General features: G+C 67.7%; 18 protein-coding genes. 14 read left to right on the forward strand and 4 right to left on the reverse strand.

Translation table 11 applies throughout. The annotated features are described in order from the left end of the window. Positions 1-2 precede the first annotated feature (2 nt). From argC to N4S67_RS16295, 9 genes are all read left to right on the forward strand, one after another. Positions 3-1,052: an N-acetyl-gamma-glutamyl-phosphate reductase gene (gene argC, locus N4S67_RS16255; RefSeq protein ID WP_260993977.1), complete on the forward strand. Its 1,050-nt coding sequence runs from the start codon at positions 3-5 to the stop codon at positions 1,050-1,052. Next, entirely contained in the window at positions 1,049-2,263 is a 1,215-nt protein-coding gene (argJ, locus tag N4S67_RS16260; protein ID WP_260993978.1) for a bifunctional glutamate N-acetyltransferase/amino-acid acetyltransferase ArgJ, read from the forward strand. Before argC ends, argJ begins: the two co-directional genes overlap by 4 nt. Then, positions 2,260-3,192 (forward strand): acetylglutamate kinase, encoded by a 933-nt coding sequence (gene argB, locus N4S67_RS16265; protein ID WP_260993979.1) that lies wholly within the window; start codon positions 2,260-2,262, stop codon positions 3,190-3,192. The genes argJ and argB overlap by 4 nt, the downstream gene beginning before the upstream one ends. A 26-nt stretch (positions 3,193-3,218) precedes the next feature. Continuing rightward, entirely contained in the window at positions 3,219-4,379 is a 1,161-nt protein-coding gene (locus tag N4S67_RS16270; protein WP_260994070.1) for an acetylornithine transaminase, read from the forward strand. After that, the gene (argF, locus tag N4S67_RS16275; RefSeq protein WP_260993980.1) at positions 4,376-5,299 is read left to right on the forward strand and encodes an ornithine carbamoyltransferase; all 924 of its coding nucleotides are present in this window, start codon (positions 4,376-4,378) and stop codon (positions 5,297-5,299) included. Before N4S67_RS16270 ends, argF begins: the two co-directional genes overlap by 4 nt. Next, positions 5,296-5,790: an arginine repressor gene (locus tag N4S67_RS16280; RefSeq protein WP_260993981.1), complete on the forward strand. Its 495-nt coding sequence runs from the start codon at positions 5,296-5,298 to the stop codon at positions 5,788-5,790. The genes argF and N4S67_RS16280 overlap by 4 nt, the downstream gene beginning before the upstream one ends. Continuing rightward, a complete protein-coding gene (locus N4S67_RS16285) occupies positions 5,791-6,993 on the forward strand; it encodes an argininosuccinate synthase (RefSeq protein WP_260993982.1) in 1,203 nt (400 codons plus the stop codon). Continuing rightward, on the forward strand, positions 6,990-8,402 hold the full coding sequence (gene argH / locus N4S67_RS16290) for an argininosuccinate lyase (protein WP_260993983.1): 1,413 nt from the start codon (positions 6,990-6,992) through the stop codon (positions 8,400-8,402). The genes N4S67_RS16285 and argH overlap by 4 nt, the downstream gene beginning before the upstream one ends. 625 nt (positions 8,403-9,027) lie before the next feature. Next, complete coding sequence (locus tag N4S67_RS16295) at positions 9,028-9,624, forward strand: TetR/AcrR family transcriptional regulator (RefSeq protein ID WP_260993984.1); 597 nt, start codon at positions 9,028-9,030, stop codon at positions 9,622-9,624. Here N4S67_RS16295 and N4S67_RS16300 read toward each other — a convergent pair. Further along, entirely contained in the window at positions 9,621-11,366 is a 1,746-nt protein-coding gene (locus N4S67_RS16300) for an ABC-F family ATP-binding cassette domain-containing protein (protein ID WP_260993985.1), read from the reverse strand. The genes N4S67_RS16295 and N4S67_RS16300 overlap by 4 nt on opposite strands. 83 nt (positions 11,367-11,449) lie before the next feature. On the opposite strand from N4S67_RS16300, the gene N4S67_RS16305 reads away from it, so the two are divergent. The 3 genes from N4S67_RS16305 to N4S67_RS16315 all read left to right on the forward strand — a co-directional run bounded on the left by N4S67_RS16305 (position 11,450) and on the right by N4S67_RS16315 (position 15,335). Further along, positions 11,450-14,422, forward strand: coding sequence for an acyl-CoA synthetase (locus N4S67_RS16305; protein WP_390893379.1), 2,973 nt, complete (start codon positions 11,450-11,452; stop codon positions 14,420-14,422). 101 nt (positions 14,423-14,523) lie between these two features. Further along, on the forward strand, positions 14,524-15,114 hold the full coding sequence (locus tag N4S67_RS16310) for a hypothetical protein (RefSeq protein ID WP_260993986.1): 591 nt from the start codon (positions 14,524-14,526) through the stop codon (positions 15,112-15,114). 5 nt (positions 15,115-15,119) lie between these two features. Further along, positions 15,120-15,335, forward strand: a complete 216-nt coding sequence (locus N4S67_RS16315) for a Trm112 family protein (RefSeq protein ID WP_260993987.1) — start codon at positions 15,120-15,122, stop codon at positions 15,333-15,335. Here the strand turns inward: N4S67_RS16315 and N4S67_RS16320 are convergent. The 3 genes from N4S67_RS16320 to N4S67_RS16330 are packed head-to-tail and all read right to left on the reverse strand — an operon-like array spanning position 15,318 to position 17,454. Next, positions 15,318-15,932 (reverse strand): TetR/AcrR family transcriptional regulator, encoded by a 615-nt coding sequence (locus N4S67_RS16320; protein ID WP_260993988.1) that lies wholly within the window; start codon positions 15,930-15,932, stop codon positions 15,318-15,320. The two genes, N4S67_RS16315 and N4S67_RS16320, sit on opposite strands and share 18 nt — an antisense overlap. 5 nt (positions 15,933-15,937) lie before the next feature. Beyond that, positions 15,938-16,756 carry an ABC transporter permease gene (locus N4S67_RS16325; protein WP_260993989.1) on the reverse strand — a complete coding sequence of 273 codons (819 nt, stop codon included), beginning with the start codon at positions 16,754-16,756 and terminating at the stop codon, positions 15,938-15,940. Next, positions 16,690-17,454 (reverse strand): ABC transporter ATP-binding protein, encoded by a 765-nt coding sequence (locus N4S67_RS16330; protein WP_260993990.1) that lies wholly within the window; start codon positions 17,452-17,454, stop codon positions 16,690-16,692. Before N4S67_RS16330 ends, N4S67_RS16325 begins: the two co-directional genes overlap by 67 nt. On the opposite strand from N4S67_RS16330, the gene N4S67_RS16335 reads away from it, so the two are divergent. Continuing rightward, entirely contained in the window at positions 17,442-18,125 is a 684-nt protein-coding gene (locus tag N4S67_RS16335) for a DNA-3-methyladenine glycosylase (protein WP_390893380.1), read from the forward strand. The genes N4S67_RS16330 and N4S67_RS16335 overlap by 13 nt on opposite strands. After that, on the forward strand, positions 18,125-19,429 hold the full coding sequence (gene tyrS / locus N4S67_RS16340; protein WP_260993992.1) for a tyrosine--tRNA ligase: 1,305 nt from the start codon (positions 18,125-18,127) through the stop codon (positions 19,427-19,429). The genes N4S67_RS16335 and tyrS overlap by 1 nt, the downstream gene beginning before the upstream one ends. Positions 19,430-19,731 lie beyond the last annotated feature (302 nt).

A 19,731-nucleotide genomic window follows, 5' to 3' on the forward strand; every position in this document is an offset into this window, starting at 1 on the left:
CCATGCAGACTTCATGCATGGTTTCCATCGCGGTGGCCGGTGCCAGCGGGTATGCCGGGGGAGAGATCCTCCGGTTACTCCTCGGGCATCCCGCCTATGCCGACGGTCGACTGACGATTGGTGCGCTGACGGCCGCGGCGAGCGCCGGCTCCACGCTGGCCGAACACCATCCACATCTGCTGCCGATTGCCGGGCGGGTGCTGGAGGCCACCGATGCCGCAACACTTGCCGGCCACGACGTCGTGTTCCTCGGGTTGCCGCACGGCCACTCCGCGGCGCTGGCCGACCAACTCGGTCCTGACACTCTCATCGTCGACTGCGGCGCCGACTTCCGGCTCACCGACCCGGTCGCGTGGGAACGGTTCTACGGCTCCGCGCATGCGGGCAGTTGGCCGTACGGCCTGCCCGAACTCCCAGGCAACCGCGACCGGTTGCGAGGCGCCAAGCGCATCGCCGTGCCGGGCTGCTACCCGACGGCCGCGTTGCTCGCGCTGTGGCCCGCGCTCGCGGAGGACCTCGTCGAGCCCTTGGTCACCGTCGTCGCCGTCAGCGGCACGTCGGGGGCGGGCAGGTCGCTCAAGGCCGACCTGCTGGGCGCGGAGGTCATCGGATCGGCGCGGGCCTACAGCGTCGGCGGCAAGCACCGGCACACCCCGGAGATCGCTCAGGGCTTGACGGCCGTCGCCGACAAGAGCGTCACGGTCTCGTTTACGCCCGTCCTCATTCCGACGTCGCGAGGCATTCTTGCCACCTGTACCGCACGTACCAGTGCGCCGGTGTCTGAACTGCGCGCTGCTTACGAGAAGGCCTACGACGCCGAACCATTCGTCTATCTGTTGCCAGAAGGTCAGCTGCCGAAGACCGGTGCGGTGGTAGGCAGCAACGCCGCACAGCTCGCGGTCGCGGTCGACGAGGATGCACAGACGTTCGTCGCGATCGCCGCCATCGACAACCTCGTCAAGGGCACGGCAGGCGCGGCGGTGCAATCGATGAACCTGGCGCTGGGCTGGCCCGAGACCGAGGGCCTGTCGACGGTCGGAGTGGCGCCGTGACCGGGGTCTCGGAGGGCACCCGCTTGGTGCGCACGCAAGGCGTCACCGCGCCGGCCGGCTTTCGGGCGTCCGGAATCGCGGCGGGTATCAAGGCTTCTGGTGCGCTGGATCTGGCGTTGGTGTTCAACGAGGGCCCCGACTACGCCGCCGCGGGTGTGTTCACCCGTAACCAGGTCAAGGCGGCGCCGGTGCTGTGGTCTCAGCAGGTGCTCACCACCGCCCGCCTGCGCGCAGTCGTTCTGAACTCGGGCGGGGCCAACGCGTGCACCGGCCCGCAGGGCTTTCAGGACACGCACGCCACCGCGGAAGCCGTTGCGGCGGCGCTATCGAACTGGGGCACCGACACCGGCGCGATCGAGGTGGCCGTCTGCTCGACCGGGCTGATCGGCGATCGGCTGCCGATGGACAAAGTGCTGCCGGGCGCGCAAGAGCTGGTGCACGAGATGGCAGGCGGTCTCAGCGGCGGCGAGGAAGCCGCCCGCGCCATCATGACTACCGACACGGTGCCCAAACAGGTTGCGCTGCACCACAGCGACAATTGGACGATCGGAGGGATGGCCAAGGGCGCGGGCATGCTCGCACCGTCACTGGCCACCATGCTGTGCGTCATCACCACCGACGCCGTCGCGGATGCCGCCGCGCTCGACCAGGCGCTGCGCAGAGCGACGGCGCGGACCTTCGACCGTCTCGATGTCGACGGCAGCTGCTCGACCAATGACACCGTGCTGCTGTTGGCGTCCGGAGCCAGCGAAACCGCGCCCAGCCAAGGCGATCTCGACGACGCGGTGCTGCGGGTGTGCGACGACCTGTGCGCACAACTGCAGGCCGACGCAGAAGGCGTCACCAAACGCGTCTGCGTCACGGTGACAGGCGCCGCGACCGAGGACGACGCGGTGACCATCGCCCGGTTCGTCGCGCGCGACAGCCTCGTCAAGACCGCACTGTTCGGCTCCGACCCCAACTGGGGCCGTGTGCTGGCCGCCGTAGGCATGGCGCCGGTGCGGCTGGAACCTGACCGGATCACCGTGTCGTTCAACGGTTCTGCGGTCTGTGTCAACGGCGTCGGGACTGCCGGGGCACGCGAGGTCGACCTGTCCGGCGCGGACATCGACGTAACCGTCGACCTGGGGATCGGTGGCGAGCGCGCGTCGATCCGGACCACGGACCTGTCCCACGGCTACGTCGAAGAGAACTCGGCCTACAGCTCATGACCCTCGCCGCGCCGAAGAAGGCGCAGATTCTGGCCGCGGCCCTGCCGTGGCTCAAACAAATGCACGGCAAGATCGTGGTGGTCAAATACGGCGGCAACGCGATGACCGACGACGTACTCAAGGCCGCGTTCGCCGCTGACATGGTGTTCCTGCGCAACTGCGGCATCCATCCGGTCGTCGTGCACGGCGGCGGACCGCAGATCAGCGCGATGCTCAAACGGCTCGGTATCGCAGGCGATTTCAAGGGCGGCTTCCGGGTGACCACGCCCGAGGTGCTCGACGTGGTGCGGATGGTGCTGTTCGGTCAGGTCGGCCGCGAGTTGGTCAATCTGATCAATGCGCACGGACCGTATGCCGTCGGCGTCACCGGCGAGGACGCGCATCTGTTCACCGCGGTGCGTCGCAGCGTTCTGGTCGACGGGGTGGCCACCGACATCGGCCTGGTCGGCGACGTCGAGCGCGTCGACGCCGACGCGCTGCGCGATCTCATTGCGGCAGGACGCATTCCGGTCGTTTCGACCATCGCCCCCGACGTCGACGGGGTGGTGCACAACATCAACGCCGACACCGCCGCCGCGGCGCTCGCCGAAGCCCTCGGCGCCGACAAGTTGGTGGTGCTCACCGACGTCGCCGGCCTCTACACCCGGTGGCCGGACCGCGACTCGCTGGTCAGCGAGATCGACACCGCGTCGCTGACACAGCTACTGCCGTCGCTGGATACCGGCATGGTGCCCAAGATGGAGGCATGCTTGCGTGCCGTGATGAGCGGGGTGTCGAGCGCGCATGTGATCGACGGCCGCGTCGAGCACTGCGTGCTGGTCGAACTGTTCACCGACGAAGGGACGGGCACGAAGGTGGTGCGTCCGACAACGACGCCGGAGCGAGGTTCGAACTCCGTTGAGGCGTCGGACCGGAAGGGCGAAGCGTGACACTGCAGAAGCGCTGGGAAGCCGTCATGATGAACAACTACGGCACCCCGCCACTGGCGCTGGCCAGCGGTGACGGCGCCGTGGTCACCGACACCGACGGCAAGACCTATCTCGACCTGCTCGGCGGAATCGCGGTCAACATCCTCGGCCATCGCCATCCCGCGGTCATCGAGGCGGTCACCCGTCAGATGAACACGCTCGGACACACGTCCAACCTGTACGCCACTGAGCCGGGCGTCGCCCTGGCCGAGGCGCTCGTGGGGCTGCTCGGCGCACACGCCCGAGTGTTCTTCTGCAACTCCGGGGCGGAGGCCAACGAGGTCGCGTTCAAGATCACTCGCCTGACCGGGCGCACGAAACTCGTTGCTGCACAGGGCGCTTTCCACGGCCGCACCATGGGATCGCTTGCGCTGACCGGGCAGCCGGCCAAACAGGAGCCGTTCGCGCCGCTACCCGGCGACGTCACGCACATTCCCTACGGTGACGTCGGCGCGTTGACCGCCGCTGTCGACGACCGGACCGCGGCGGTGTTCCTCGAGCCCATCATGGGGGAGGGCGGCGTCGTGGTCCCGCCCGCGGGTTATCTCGCGGCCGCGCGCGAGATCACCGCGCGCCACGGTGCGCTGCTGGTGCTCGACGAGGTGCAGACCGGGATGGGCCGCACCGGAGTGTTTTTCGCCCACCAGCACGACGGGATCACCCCCGACATCGTGACGTTGGCCAAGGGACTCGGCGGCGGTCTGCCTATCGGCGCGTGCCTGGCGGTCGGCGCGACCGGCGACCTGCTGACTCCGGGACTGCACGGCAGCACGTTCGGCGGCAATCCGGTCTGCACGGCCGCAGCACTGGCGGTGCTGGGCGTGCTCGCCGACGAGGACCTGATCAGCCGCGCCGATCTGCTCGGCAAGGCGCTGCACGACGGGATCGAATCGCTGGGCCATCCTCTAATCGACCACGTGCGCGGTCGCGGTCTGCTGTGCGGGGTCGTCCTCAACCGTGATGCGGCGAAGCAGGCCGAAGCCGCCGCTCGCGAGGCGGGATTCCTCATCAACGCGGCGGCACCTGATGTCATCCGATTGGCGCCGCCACTAGTGATCACCGAAGCGCAGATCGAGGACTTCCTCGGTGCGCTGCCCGACGTCTTGAACACCGCTGCCGGCGGGGGCAATGGCGTGGTCGGCTCATGACGCGCCACTTTCTGCGCGACGACGACCTGACTCCCGACGAGCAGGCCGAAGTGCTCGCGCTCGCCGCCGAACTCAAGAAGGCACCGGTCAGCCGTCGTCCGCTCGACGGTCCGCGCGGTGTGGCGGTCATCTTCGACAAGAACTCGACGCGCACCCGGTTCTCGTTCGAGATCGGCATCGCGCAACTGGGCGGGCACGCCGTGGTGGTGGACGGCCGCAACACCCAACTGGGCCGCGAGGAGACGCTCGAGGACACCGGACGGGTGCTGTCCCGCTACGTCGACGCCATCGTGTGGCGAACGTTCGCCCAGGAACGCCTCACCGCCATGGCGTCCACGGCTACGGTGCCGGTGGTCAACGCCCTGTCCGACGAGTTCCACCCGTGCCAGGTGCTCGCCGACCTGCAGACACTCGACGAACGCCGTGGCACGCTGAACGGCTTGCGGCTCTCCTATTTCGGCGACGGCGCCAACAACATGGCGCACTCACTGATGTTGGGAGGGGTGACGGCGGGAATACATGTCACGGTCGCCGCTCCCGCCGGTTTCGAGCCGGCCCCGCAGTTTGTCGCTGCCGCCCGAGAGCGTGCGGCAGACACCGGTGCCTCGGTGACCGTGACCGGCGACGCGCAGGCGGCCGCCGACGGCGCCGACGTGCTCGTCACCGACACCTGGACGTCGATGGGACAAGAGGACGACGGGCTGGACCGAGTCGGACCGTTCCGGCCCTTCCAGCTCAATACGCAGCTTCTTGCCAGGGCTCAACCGAACGCCGTTGTGCTGCACTGCCTTCCTGCGCATCGCGGTGATGAGATCACCGACGAGGTGATCGACGGTCCGCACAGCGCCGTGTTGGACGAGGCCGAGAACCGGCTGCATGCGCAGAAAGCGCTGCTGGTGTGGCTGTTGGAGCATCAATGACCTCGGCGGCCACCAGGGCCGGGCGGCAGGCGCGCATCGTGGCGATCCTGTCGTCACAGTCCGTGCACAGCCAGACCGAACTGGCGACCATGCTCGGCGCCGAAGGCATCGAGGTCACCCAGGCCACGCTGTCACGCGACCTCGAAGAACTCGGCGCCGTCAAGCTGCGGGGCGCCGACGGTGGCGTCGGCGTATACGTTGTCCCCGAGGACGGCAGCCCCGTGCGGGGAGTATCTGGTGGCACCGAACGCGTGGCGCGCCTGCTGGCCGACCTGCTCGTATCCACCGACGCCAGCGGCAATCTCGCGGTGCTGCGGACACCGCCGGGCGCGGCGCACTACCTGGCCAGCGCGATGGACCGCGCCGCACTGCCCTATGTGGTCGGCACGATCGCGGGCGACGACACCATCCTGGTGATCGCACGCGAGCCGATGACCGGCGCCGAACTGGCGGCCAAACTCGAAAGCATTCAACTAAAGGAGATCAGCTAAATGTCCGAGCGCGTCATCCTGGCGTATTCCGGTGGTTTGGACACCTCGGTGGCGATCAGCTGGATCGGCAAGGAAACCGGCCACGAGGTGGTGGCCGTCGCCATCGACCTCGGTCAGGGCGGCGAAGACATGGAGGTGGTCCGCAAGCGCGCCCTCGACTGCGGCGCGGTCGAAGCCGTTGTGGTCGACGCCAAGGACGAATTCGCCGAGCAGTACTGCCTGCCCGCCATCCAGTCCAACGCCCTCTACATGGACCGCTATCCGTTGGTGTCGGCGCTGAGCAGGCCGTTGATCGTCAAGCACCTGGTGGCGGCGGCGCGTGAACACGGCGGCGGTATCGTCGCACACGGCTGCACCGGCAAGGGCAACGACCAGGTCCGCTTCGAAGTCGGGTTCGCCTCGCTGGCACCAGATCTCGAAGTCCTCGCACCGGTGCGCGACTACGCGTGGACACGGGAGAAGGCGATCGCCTTCGCCGAGGAGAATGCAATTCCGATCAACGTCACCAAGCGCTCGCCGTTCTCGATCGATCAGAACGTGTGGGGCCGGGCCGTCGAGACGGGATTCCTCGAGCATCTGTGGAACGCGCCGACCAAGGACGTCTACGACTACACCGAGGACCCGACGGTCAACTGGAGCACGCCCGACGAGGTGATCGTCGGATTCGAACGCGGCGTTCCGGTGTCGATCGACGGGCGGCAGGTGACTGTGCTGCAGGCCATCGAGGAACTCAACCGTCGCGCAGGCGAGCAGGGCGTCGGCCGGCTCGACGTCGTCGAAGACCGGCTGGTGGGCATCAAGAGCCGCGAGATCTACGAGGCTCCCGGCGCCATGGTGCTCATCACCGCGCACACCGAACTCGAACACGTCACGCTGGAACGCGAACTCGGGCGCTTCAAGCGCACCACCGACCAGAAGTGGGGCGAGCTGGTGTACGACGGGTTGTGGTACTCGCCGCTGAAGACCGCGCTCGAGGCATTCGTCGCACACACTCAGCAGCACGTGTCCGGTGAGATCCGAATGGTGTTGCACGGCGGGCACATCGCGGTCAATGGCCGCCGCAGCCAGGAATCGCTCTACGATTTCAACCTTGCCACCTACGACGAAGGCGACACGTTCGATCAGTCGGCCGCCAAAGGATTCGTCCACGTGCACGGTTTGTCGTCCAAGATCTCGGCGCAGCGGGACCTCGCCGGCCAGTGAGCACCAACGAGGGTTCGTTGTGGGGTGGACGGTTCTCTGAGGGGCCGTCGCCCTCGCTCGCGGCGTTGTCGAAGTCGACCCACTTCGACTGGGTGCTCGCGCCTTACGACGTTCGTGCCTCCAAAGCCCATGCGCGAGTGCTGTTTCGGGCTGGGCTGCTGACCGAGGAGCAACGCGACGGACTGCTGGTGGGGCTGGACAGTCTGGCGAACGACGTCGCCGACGGCACCTTCGCTCCGCTGGTGACCGACGAGGACGTGCACGGTGCGCTCGAGCGCGGTCTGATCGACCGCGTCGGAGAGGATCTCGGCGGTCGCCTGCGGGCGGGGCGGTCGCGTAACGATCAGGTGGCCACCCTGCTGCGGCTCTGGCTTCGCGACGCGGTCCGCCGTGTCGCCGATGGCGTGCTGTCGGTCGTCGACGCATTGGCGACTCAGGCCGCAGCACATCCGACCGCGATCATGCCCGGCAAGACCCACCTCCAATCGGCCCAGCCGGTGCTGCTGGCACACCACCTGCTGGCACATGCGCACCCGCTGCTGCGCGACGTCGATCGCCTAGCCGACTTCGACGGGCGGGCCGCGGTGTCGCCGTACGGGTCCGGTGCGCTGGCCGGGTCGTCCCTCGGCCTCGATCCGGACGCCATCGCGCAGGAGCTGGGCTTCGACGCGGCGGCCGACAACTCCATCGACGCCACCGCGTCGCGGGACTTCGCCGCCGAGGCGGCCTTCGTGCTCGGATTGATCGGCGTCGACCTTTCTCGACTGGCTGAGGACATCATCCTCTGGAGCACAACCGAATTCGGATACGTCATCCTGCACGACTCCTGGTCGACAGGCAGCTCGATCATGCCGCAGAAGAAGAACCCCGACATACCCGAACTGGCCCGCGGAAAGGCGGGCCGGCTGATCGGCAACCTGACCGGCCTGCTGGCCACGCTCAAGGCCCAGCCGCTGGCCTACAACCGCGACCTGCAGGAGGACAAGGAACCGGTCTTCGACTCCGTGGCCCAACTGGAGCTGCTGCTGCCCGCCATGGCGGGCCTGGTCGCCACATTGCGCTTCGACGTCGAGCGCATGGCCGAATTGGCGCCGCTCGGCTACACCCTGGCCACCGATATCGCCGAATGGCTGGTTCGCGGGGGAGTGCCGTTCCGCGTCGCGCATGAGGCGGCAGGCGCTGCGGTGCGCGCGGCGGAAGCCCGCGGTATCGGTCTCGAGGAACTCGACGATGCCGAGCTCGCGGGCATTCACCCGCAACTAACGCCGCGGGTGCGTGACGTGCTCACCATCGACGGCTCGGTGAACTCTCGGGACGCCCGCGGGGGCACGGCCCCCATCCAGGTCGCCAAGCAACTCGGGGTCGTGCGCGACACCGCCGATCGGTTGCGGCTGCGCCTGCGGCGATAACCGCGACGTGCCGCTCTCCCACAGCGGGCCGAACAGGTACCACAGTCCGACAACCGCCCATGCGCGGCCGATCCACGTCCACAGGCGACTCTGATCCTCCGGCGCGGCGAAGAACAGGATCATCACGACGAGTACCGCTGAGGCGATCGCGACCGTGCCCAGCACGCGGTACCACTCGCGCATCAGGTGTGTCACGCGTTCCGGCCCGTGCTTGGGGGCTTTTCGTGGCGCGGGGCCGCCGGCGAATCGGTGGGCGAACCGCACGTCGGCCCACCGCACGATCGCGGGACCGAACGCGAGGCTCGAACCGAGGTAGAAGCCTGCGAGCACATGTACCAGTCCGACGTCGGCGCCCAGGTGAAGGTCGATGGCCGTGGCGATGACCAGGACAACGTCCAGGAGGGGTATGCCCGCAAGGACCACCGTGCTGGTGCGGCGTAGCCGCACGATGTAGCGCAGCACCATACCGAGGCCCAACAGCACCCATAAACCCACTTCGCAGCCGATTATCACTGCCGCAACGGGGTTTTCGGCAAAGTAGGCGGGCATCGAACCTCAACTCCTGACTGTTCGTAGCACGATTGTGCTAATACACAAAGTAGCACAGTCGTGCTAACATCGCCACGTGCCCAAGCTGATCGACCACGACACCCGCAGGCATGAGATCGCCGAGGCGGTATGGCGGATCGTGGTGCGCGACGGGGTGTCGGCCGTGTCGATTCGCGACGTCGCCGCCGAAGCCGGCCTAGCCGTCGGATCGGTACGGCATGTCTTCGCCACCAAGGCCGAGTTGCTCGAATACTCCATGGCGCTGATCTACGAGCGGGGCGGTGAGCGGGTCCGACGCCACTTCGGCATGAAGGACCCGCGCAAGCTCGCCATGGCGGTCCTGAGCGAAATGCTCCCGCTCGACGAGCAGCGCCGCATGGAGATGGCGGTCAACATGGCGGTGGTGACGGAGAGCCCGTCCGACCTGTCACTGCGACGGGTCGCCCTCACCGCCCAGCGGGGGCTCGCCGAGGCGTGCGCCTCGGTGCTGCAGATGCTGCAGACCAACGAACTCGTCCGTGCCGAAGCCGATCTCGCGTACGAAACTCAACGACTGCACGCGCTGGTCGACGGCCTGGCACTGCACGCGCTGACGGCGGATCCCCAGGACCTGCGGCCCACGTCGATCCTTCGCGTGGTGCGCAATCACCTGGCCGAGCTGGAGCCTGCCTAGTCGTCGGCCGCGGCCAGCCAGGCCTCTTCGAGCGACTCCTTGCGGGCCGTGAGCTCGCCCAGCTCGCGGCTGAGCTCGCCGAGGCGGACGTGGTCGGCCGCCGCTTCGGCCATCGACTCGTGCAGCGCCGCGATCCGGTCGTCGAGCTTGGCGAGCTGCCCTTCGATGCGCGCCATCTCCTTGCCCGCACGCCGCTCCCGCGCCGACGCCGTCTCACCTCGCTCGGGCTCGGTCTTGGCGGTCGAACGGGACGGTGCCGCGCGGTCGGCCAGGTACTGATCGATCCCGCCGGGCAGCAGATCGCAGCGCCCGCCGCCGGTCAGCGCGTACGTGACATCGCTAACGCGCTCGAGAAAGTAGCGGTCGTGCGTGACCACGATCAAGGTGCCGGGCCAGCCGTCCAGATAGTCCTCGATGACGGTCAGCGTGTCGATGTCGAGGTCGTTGGTAGGCTCGTCGAGCAGCAGCACATTGGGCTCGTCGAGCAGCAGGCGCAGGAACTGCAGGCGTCGCTTCTCGCCGCCGGACAGGTCGGCCACCCGCGCCGTCAGCTTGTCGCCGGTGAACCCGAAATCCTTGAGCAACGTGTCGGCGGTGAGTTCGCGCCCGCCCGCCAGTTCGGTGACGCGACGCCGGTTCTCGACCGCGTCGAGCACCCGGTCAGCGCCGCCCAGTTCGATCAACGCCTGGCTGAGGTAGCCGATCTTCAATGTCTTGCCCCGCTTGATGGTCCCTGCAGTCGGCTGCAGGGCACCGGTCAGCAGCTTCAACACCGACGTCTTGCCGGTGCCGTTGACCCCGACCAGTCCGATCCGCGCGCCGGGCCCGATGGACCAGTCGACGCCGTCGAGCACGACGTTCGGGCCGACCTCCAGCCGCACCCGATGCAGGTCGAACACGTCCTTGCCCAAGCGGGTAGTCGCGAAGCGTTGCAGCACAAGCGAATCGCGTGCGGGCGGCTCATTGGCGATCAACTCGTTGGCGGCCTGGATGCGAAACTTCGGCTTCGACGTGCGTGCGGGTGGACCTCGACGCAGCCATGCCAGCTCCTTGCGCATCAGGTTCTGCCTGCGTGCCTCGGACCCGGCCGCCAATCGGGCGCGCTCGGCGCGGGCCAGCACGTAGGCCGCGTAACCGCCGTCGTAGCCGTCGACTGCTCCGCCGTGGACCTCCCACGTCCTTGTGCACACCGCATCGAGGAACCACCGGTCGTGGCTGACCACCACCAGCGCCTTGGCCCGCCTGGCGGTCAGATGGCCGGCCAGCCAGCCGATCACCTCGACGTCGAGATGGTTCGTCGGTTCGTCGAGCACCAGCACGTCGTGGCCGGCGATGAGCACCGCGGCCAGCGCCACGCGCCGCCGCTCGCCGCCGGACAGCGCCGAGACCCCGCGGTCGAGATCGACGTCGGCCAACAGATTCGACACGACGTCGCGGGTGTCCGGTTCTGCCGCCCAGACGTGGTCAGCTCGTCCGCCGACGATCACCTCGCGCACGGTCGCCCCGGCGAAGTCGTCGCTTTGTCTGAGGTATCCGACTGACAAGCCCGAGGTGTGGGTCACCCGGCCCGAGTCCGGCTCGCGCATACCGGTCAGCACCTGCAGCAGGGTGGTTTTGCCGTCACCGTTGCGGCCGACCACGCCGATCGCGTCACCCTCGTCCACACCGAGGCTGACCGCGTCGAGCAAAGTGCGGGTTCCGTAGCCGACCGTCGCGCGCTCGACGTTGATCAGGTTCGCCATCAGCACCCGATGGTAGGTGGGCGCTATGCCATGATGACGACGGCATTCGGCGGAGCGGACGTCGCGACAAAGGGGAGCGTGCGGTGGTGGACTTGTCGGCGATAACCCGGCCTGTGGGCCGGCTGATGGCCACCGCGCAGAACGGGCTCGAGGTGTTGCGCTACGGCGGCCTGGAGACCGGTGCGGTGCCGTCGCCGTTCCAGATCATCGAGAGCGTCCGGATGTACCGGCTGCGCCGCTACTTCCCGCCCGACACCCGTCCCGGCACCAAACAGCCCGGGCCGCCGGTGCTGATGGTGCACCCCATGATGATGTCGGCCGACATGTGGGACGTCACCCGCGACGAAGGCGCCGTCGGCATCCTGCACAAGGCGGGCGTCGACCCGTGGGTGATCGATTTCGGGTCGCCAGACAAAGTCGAGGGCGGCATGGATCGCAACCTCGCCGACCACGTCGTCGCGCTCAGCGAAGCGATCGACACCGTCAAAGAGGTCACCGGCCGCGACGTGCACCTGGCCGGCTACTCCCAGGGCGGCATGTTCGCCTACCAGGCCGCGGCCTACCGCCGGTCGAAAGACCTCGCCAGCATCATCGCGTTCGGGTCGCCGGTCGACACGCTCGCCGCGCTGCCGATGAACCTGCCCGCCAGCATGGCGCCCGCCGCGGCCGACTTCATGGCCGACCACGTGTTCAGCCGCATCGACATCCCAGGATGGTTGGCGCGCACCGGATTTCAAATGCTCGATCCGATCAAGACCGCGCAGTCGCGGTTGGACTTCCTGCGCCAACTGCACGACCGCGAAGCGCTGCTGCCGCGCGAGCAGCAGCGCCGGTTCCTGGCGTCCGAGGGTTGGATCGCCTGGTCCGGTCCGGCGATCGCCGAACTGCTCAAGCAGTTCATCGCCCACAACCGGATGATGAGCGGCGGCTTCTCCATTCACGGCGACCTCGTCACGTTGTCCGACATCGACTGCCCCGTGCTGGCGGTGGTGGGGGAGGTCGACGACATCGGCCAGCCGGCGTCGGTGCGGGGTATCAAACGCGCCGCCCCGAAGGCCGATGTGTACGAATACCTCATTCGCACGGGTCACTTCGGACTCGTTGTCGGCTCCAAAGCTTCGTCGCAGACGTGGCCGACCGTCGCGCAGTGGGTGAAGTGGATCGACAGCACCGGCGAGCTGCCCGAGGGCGTCGACCCGATGCCGCTGCAGCCCGAGGAGACCAGCGAAAGCGGAGTGTCGATCACCTCGCGGCTCGTCCACGGCGCCACCGCGGCGACCGAGATGGCGTTCAGTGTGGCCCGCTCGACGGCAGGCGCGGTGGTCTCCGCGAACAAGTCGGCGCGGGCACTGGCCGTGGAAACGGCCCGGACCCTCCCGCGACTGGCGCGACTGGGGCAGGTCAACGAGCACACCCGGATTTCACTGGGCCGCATCATGAGTGAGCAGGCCCGAGATGTGCCCAACGGCGAAGCCCTGCTGTTCGATGGCCGCGTCCACACCTACGAGGCGGTCGACCGCCGCATCAACAACGTCGTGCGCGGCCTCATCGCGGTCGGGGTACGCCAGGGCGTGCACGTGGGCGTGCTGATGGAGACGCGACCCAGCGCGCTCGTCGCCATCGCCGCGCTGTCGCGGCTCGGCGCGGTCGCGGTGCTGATGCCGCCCGACGTCGACCTGGCCACTGCAGCGCGCCTCGGCGCGGTGGCCGAGATCATCGCCGACCCGACCCATCTCGACGCCGCGCGCCAACTCGACATGCGCGTACTGGTCCTCGGCGGCGGCGAGTCGCGCGATCTCGACCAGCCCGAGGACGCCGATGTCGTCGACATGGAGAAGATCGACCCGGACGTGGTCGACCTGCCGGGCTGGTACCGGCCCAACCCGGGCCTCGCGCGCGACCTGGCGTTCATCGCGTTCAGCACGATGGGCGGCGACCTGATCGCCCGTCAGATCACCAACGCCCGGTGGGCCATCTCGGCGTTCGGCACCGCGTCTGCGGCGAACCTGAGCCGCAGCGACACCGTGTACTGCCTGACGCCGCTGCACCACCAATCCGGCCTCCTGGTCGCGCTGGGCGGCGCGGTGGTCGGCGGCTCCCGCATCGCGCTGTCGCGGGGACTGCGGCCCGACCGATTCGTCCAGGAGATCCGCCAGTACGGCGTCACCGTGGTCACCTACACGTGGGCGATGCTGCGCGACGTGATCAATGATCCCTCGTTCTCACTGGTCGGCAGCCACCCGGTGCGGCTGTTCATCGGATCCGGCATGCCAACCGGGCTGTGGAAGCGCGTCGTCGAGGTGTTCGCCCCCGCGCACGTCGTCGAGTTCTTCGCGACCACCGATGGCCAGGCGGTGCTGGCCAACGTGTCCGGGGCGAAGATCGGCAGCAAGGGCCGTCCATTGCCCGGAGGCAGAGAGCTCGCCCTCGGGGCCTACGACCCGGAGGAAGACCTCATCCTCGAGGACGACCGCGGGTTCGTGCGCAGGGCCGAACCCAACGAGATCGGGGTCCTGCTGGCCCGTCCACGCGGACCGGTCGACCCGACCGCGTGGGTCAAGCGCGGCGTGTTCGCCCCCGCCGACACCTGGGTGTCCACGGAGTACTTGTTCCGGCGCGACGAGGACGGCGACTACTGGTCGGTCGACAACCGCGGACTGGTCGTGCACACGTCACGCGGTCCGGTTTACGCGGCGACGGTCAACGATGCGGTCGGGCAACTCGGTGCGGTCGACCTGTCGGTGACGTACGGCGTCGACGTCAACGGCAGGCAACTCGCCGTCACGGCGCTGGCACTGTGTCCCGGTGGCAGCGTCCCCTCGGCCGATCTGTCGGAGGCGTTGACCGACCTGCCGCTGGGCTGTCCGCCCGACATCGTGCACGTGGTGCCGGAAATGACGCTCAGCGCGTCGTACCGGCCGCAGATCGCTCCCCTGCGCGACGCGGGCATTCCCAAGCCGTCGCGTAACGCCTGGTATCTCGACCCCGATACGAATCGGTACAAGCGGTTGACCGTCGCGGTCCGGACCGAGATCGCTGGTGGGCAGTCGCGATGAGCGCGCCGTGCGATGCGTTCACTGTTAGGCTCCCCGTCGGCGGCAGGTCGTCGCCGGGTCGGGCAGTCAGGGTCTACTGAAGCCACCGTGCTGGAGGATTGATGACATTGCAGACCGATAGCGGTCGCCTCGCGTGGCGCCGCTTGCTCATCGGCGGTCTGGCCAGTGGCGCTGTGGTCGCCGGTCTGTGGTCCGGCGCCGCCGCACCGGTGGTTTACGCCCAGCCCGACGGTTCGACCGCCGAGACCGAGGCGCCCACCGCCGAGGCCGATGCGCAGAAGCGACCCTGCACGGGCGATGACTGCAAGAACGCCGAAGAGTCCGCGCCGAAGGTGAATGCCGATCAGGTGCTCAACGCGATCTACAGCGAATACTCCGTCGGCGACGGCGGCGGCCAAGTCTCCAAGCTGATCGACGACGCGATGAAGTTGCGTGCGCAGGGGTTCCGCCCCTCCAACACGAACGCGGTCGCTCTCAAGGACGCTCTGGAATACCGACCCAATCAAACTCCGCTCGTGGAGGCACTCAAGGCGACCATCGCCTACCAGCGCAAGCTGCAGGCGCAGGCCGCGATGTCCACCGCGGAGGGCCCCGTTGCCGGCGCAGTGCCGAAATACACTCCGCCGACCGGCGACATCAGCGTGCCCGTGGCACCCGGCGGCGATGCCGGCATCACGATTCCCATCGGGTAGATGCTGTGACGGTTGACGAGCGACTTCTGAGCATCCTGGTGTGCCCGCAGGACCGCGGGCCGTTACTGCTCGCCGACGACTACCTGTACAACCCCCGCCTGCGACGCGCGTACCGCATCGAGGACGGCATACCGGTCCTGTTGGTCGACGAGGCCGTGGCCATCACCGACGACGCCGAGCATCAACGGCTGCTCGAGCAGGGGTCAGGCGAGCCCGGGTAGATCCCCGGTGAGGTAATGCTGCAGGTTGGGCCCGATCGTTTCGGCGATCTGCTCTACGGGCAGCGATTTGAATGGGTCCAGTTCGAGGATGTATCGGGCCATCACCACACCCACCAGTTGCGAGGCCACGAACTGCATCCGGATCTTCCCGCTGCCGGGAGGGTTGTCGACGCGTGAACCCACCTCTTTGGCGACGACCTCCTGCAGAAACGATCGCACGAGCGAGGTGTCGTTGCCGGCCAGGATCGAGCGCAGCGTGGCGATGAAACCCTTGCCCATCTCGGAATCCCAGAGCGGCAACAGAAGTGACGGCAGGGTCAGCCCGATCTCCTCGACAGGAATCTGCTGCAGCGGACCGATCACCTGCATCGGGTCGATCGGGATGTGGATGGCGGCGGCGAAAAGCTGGGTTTTGGTGCCGAAGTAGTGGTGCACGAGCGCGGGGTCGACGCCGGCTTCCGCGGCGACTGCGCGGATGGATGTCTTATCGAAACCGTTGCGCGAGAACAAATCCCGTGCGCCGACCAAGATGCGTTCCCGGGTGTCGGACGGTCCGGGCGGCCGCCCGGGGCGCTTGCGTTCCGCGTTGGTGGTCAAAGCCGTTACGGTGTCCTTCGTCGTAGTGTGGCCGCGGCCAGGCACAGCGCCAGCACCGCGAATCCGACCACGACGGCGATGTCGCGGACCGCGACGAACGTCGGTTCGGGATACGCGCCAACCTCCTGCAGTGCTTCCAAAGCGTAACTCGCGGGCAAGACGTTGCTGATCCACTGCAGCCAATCGGGCAGTAGGTCGCGCGGGACGATGATCCCGCACAGCAACAGTTGCGGCGCGATCACGACCGGCATGAACTGGACGGCCTGGAATTCGGTGCGCGCGAATGCGCTACACAGCAGGCCAAGACCGACGCCCAGCACCGCGTTGATGATGGCGATGAGGAAGACCAGAACGGGGCTGCCTTCTGTGTAGAGACCGAGGAACCAGTAGGAGACGACGCAGGCCAACGTCGCCTGCGCCGCTGCCGCAATGGAGAACGCGGTGCCGTAGGCGGCCAACAGATCCAGGCGACGAAGCGGCGTCGTCAGGATCCGCTCCAGGGTCCCCGAAACCCGCTCACGCTGCATGGTGATCGACGTGATGAGGAACATCACGATGAGCGGGAACACGCCGAGCATGATCAGGCACGCATTGTTGAACGGCGACGGAGCGCCCGGCCGGTGCGGCGCGTTCTGGAACATGAAGTACATCAACGTGATGATCAGGCTGGGCACCACCAGGATCATCGCGACGCTGCGGTGATCGGCGAGCAACTGGCGCAGGATGCGGCCGGTCGTCGCGAGGTAGGCCTGGGGGCTCAGCCGGCTGCGGCCGCGGTGCTGCGCCGGATGACGGACAGAAACGCTTCCTCCAGTGAGTGACATCCTGTTTCCTCCCGTAATTTCGTGGGTGTCGTGTGGGTGAGCAGACGGCCTTCACGCATGAGCAGCAGGTCGCCGCAGTGATCGGCCTCGTCCATCACGTGGCTAGACACCAGCAATGTTGTTCCGCGACGGGCGATCTGGTGGAACTGATCCCACAGATCGACGCGCAGCACCGGGTCGAGGCCGACGGTCGGTTCGTCGAGGACCAGGAGATCGGGATGCGATACCAGGGCACACGCCAGCGATACCCTGGTGCGTTGGCCGCCGGAGAGGTTGGCGCACAACGCCGTCCGGTGAGTGTCGAGGCCGACCGCGGAGATCGCCTCGTCGGCGGCCTGCGCATCGGCTCCGTAGAGCGCGCCGAAGTAGCGCACGTTGTCGATGATCCGCAGGTCGTTGTAGACCGTCGCATCCTGCGTGACATAACCGACCCGATGCCGTAATTCGGCCGACCCAGCGGGACGACCGAGCACGGTCACCGTTCCGCCCGCGACGATCTGCGTTCCGACGATGCTGCGCATCAGCGTGGTCTTGCCGCAGCCGGATGGCCCGAGCAGGCCGGTGATGGTTCCGCGCGGGATCTGCACGGAGACGTCGTCGAGGGCACGGCGCTTACCGCGGATCACCCGCAGCTCCCTGACGTCGACAGCGACGTCCACATCCTGCAACAGTAATTCATCACTCGATGAACTCATCATGTGATGAATATTGCTCCCCGGTTCGGAGGGTGTCAAGGGCGGGCGGCAGAATCGCTGCGGTGGGTCCCCGTCAGCTGTCCGTCGATCCGCTCACCGCGGCGCGCAGACTGCTCGGGGCGTCACTGACCGGGCGGGGCGTCAGCGCGATGATCGTCGAGGTGGAGGCGTACGGCGGTCCGGCGGACGGGCCGTGGCCCGACGCGGCGGCGCACTCCTTCCGGGGGCGTGGTGGGCGCAATTCGGTGATGTTCGGACCGCCCGGCCGGCTGTACACGTATCGCAGCCACGGCATTCACGTGTGCGCGAACGTGGTCTGCGCCACCGACGGCGTTGCCGGTGCTGTGCTGCTGCGCGCTGCGGCGATCGAGGCGGGTTTCGATGCGGCTCTAGCGCGACGGGGCGAGTCGATGCGCCCGGCCGCGCTGGCCCGCGGGCCCGGCAACTTGTGTTCGGCGCTTGGCATCACCATGGACGACAACGGGATTGACCTGTTCGACCCGAGCAGCTCGGTACAGCTGAGGCTCGGCGAGGAGTATCCGATGCAGGAGGGCCCGCGGGTGGGCGTCAGCAAGGCTGCCGATCGCCCGTGGCGATTCTGGCTCGCCGGCCGCCCCGAAGTGTCGTTGTACCGCCGCAGTCCGCGGGCACCGGCTCCCGGCGACAGCGACTGATGCGCAAGGATCGGCGTGTGACTGTTACGGGCACGCCGAACATCCTGGACGAACTGGACTGGCGTGGACTGATCGCGCAGTCCACCGACCGGGACGCGCTGGCGGCGGGTCTTGCTGCCGGACCCGTCACCGTTTACTCGGGCTTCGATCCGACCGCGCCGAGTTTGCACGCCGGGCACCTGATCCCGTTGTTGACACTGCGCCGTATCCAGCGGGCCGGTCATCGACCGATCGTGCTGGCGGGCGGCGCCACCGGGATGATCGGTGACCCTCGTGAGACGGGGGAACGCACACTGAACACCGTCGACGTGGTGGCGGACTGGGCTGACCGCATTCGGGGCCAGCTCGAGCGGTTCGTCGAGTTCGACGAGTCGCCGACCGGCGCGGTGGTGGAGAACAACCTGTCGTGGACGGGGGAGTTGTCGACGATCGAGTTCCTTCGCGATGTCGGCAAGCACTTCTCGGTCAACGTGATGCTCGACCGCGACACCGTGCGGCGTCGTCTGGAGGGCGAAGGCATCTCCTACACGGAGTTCAGTTACATGCTCCTGCAGGCCAACGACTACGTCGAACTGCATCGGCGGTACGGGTGCACGCTGCAGATCGGCGGTTCGGACCAGTGGGGCAACATCATTGCCGGGGTCAGGCTGGTGCGCCAGATCAACGGGGCGACGGTGCACGCGCTGACCACGCCGCTGGTCACCGACTCCGAGGGCAGAAAGTTCGGCAAGTCGACCGGCGGCGGCAGCCTCTGGTTGGACCCGGAAATGACCAGCCCGTACGCCTGGTACCAATACTTCATCAACACCGGCGACGCCGACGTGGTCCGGTACCTGCGATGGTTCACCTTCCTGGACCCCGATGAACTCGCCGAACTCGAGACCGCGACGGTCGAGCGGCCACACGAACGGGCCGGTCAGCGACGGCTCGCGCGCGAGCTCACCACCCTCGTGCACGGCGACGCGGCGACGCGGTCGGTGGAGCATGCGAGTCAGGCGCTGTTCGGACGCGCCGAGTTGTCGGAGTTGGACGAGCCGACGCTCGCCGCGGCTCTGCGTGAGGCCTCGGTGGCTGCGCTGTCGCCCGGCGGGCCCGACACGATCATCGATCTCTTGGTGGCCAGCGGGCTCTCGCCGAGTAAGGGGGCGGCGCGGCGTACGGTCGGCGAGGGCGGGTCCTACGTCAACAACGTGCGTGTCGACAGCGAGGAGTGGACGCCGCAACCGTCCGACTTCCTGCACGGCAAGTGGTTGGTGCTGCGACGGGGCAAGCGGAATATCGCTGGCGTCGAGCGCGTTTCGTGAGCGGACGGAGTCGACGCACCGGCAGGTGCTCGCGGTAGGCGACGAATCGAAAGACACGCCGAGCAGCCCATTTGACTCCGAGTTATCCCTCACGTAACTTATCGGAGTCGCTGCGACACGGGGCCAACCCCGAAGAGCGCGGCGGCTCCCAGAGGGAAACACCAACTTCGGTTGGGTTCCTGATTGTCCGCTCTACTTGTCCGCGGCCTATTGGCCGCGGGCTCGTTGCGCGGCCGAGTGGGTGTGTTGTTTGAGAACTCAATAGTGTGTTTGGTGGTTTTTGTTTGTTGTTGTTTTTTGCC

This window comes from Mycobacterium deserti (assembly GCF_025345615.1).
Classification (GTDB): domain Bacteria; phylum Actinomycetota; class Actinomycetes; order Mycobacteriales; family Mycobacteriaceae; genus Mycobacterium; species Mycobacterium deserti.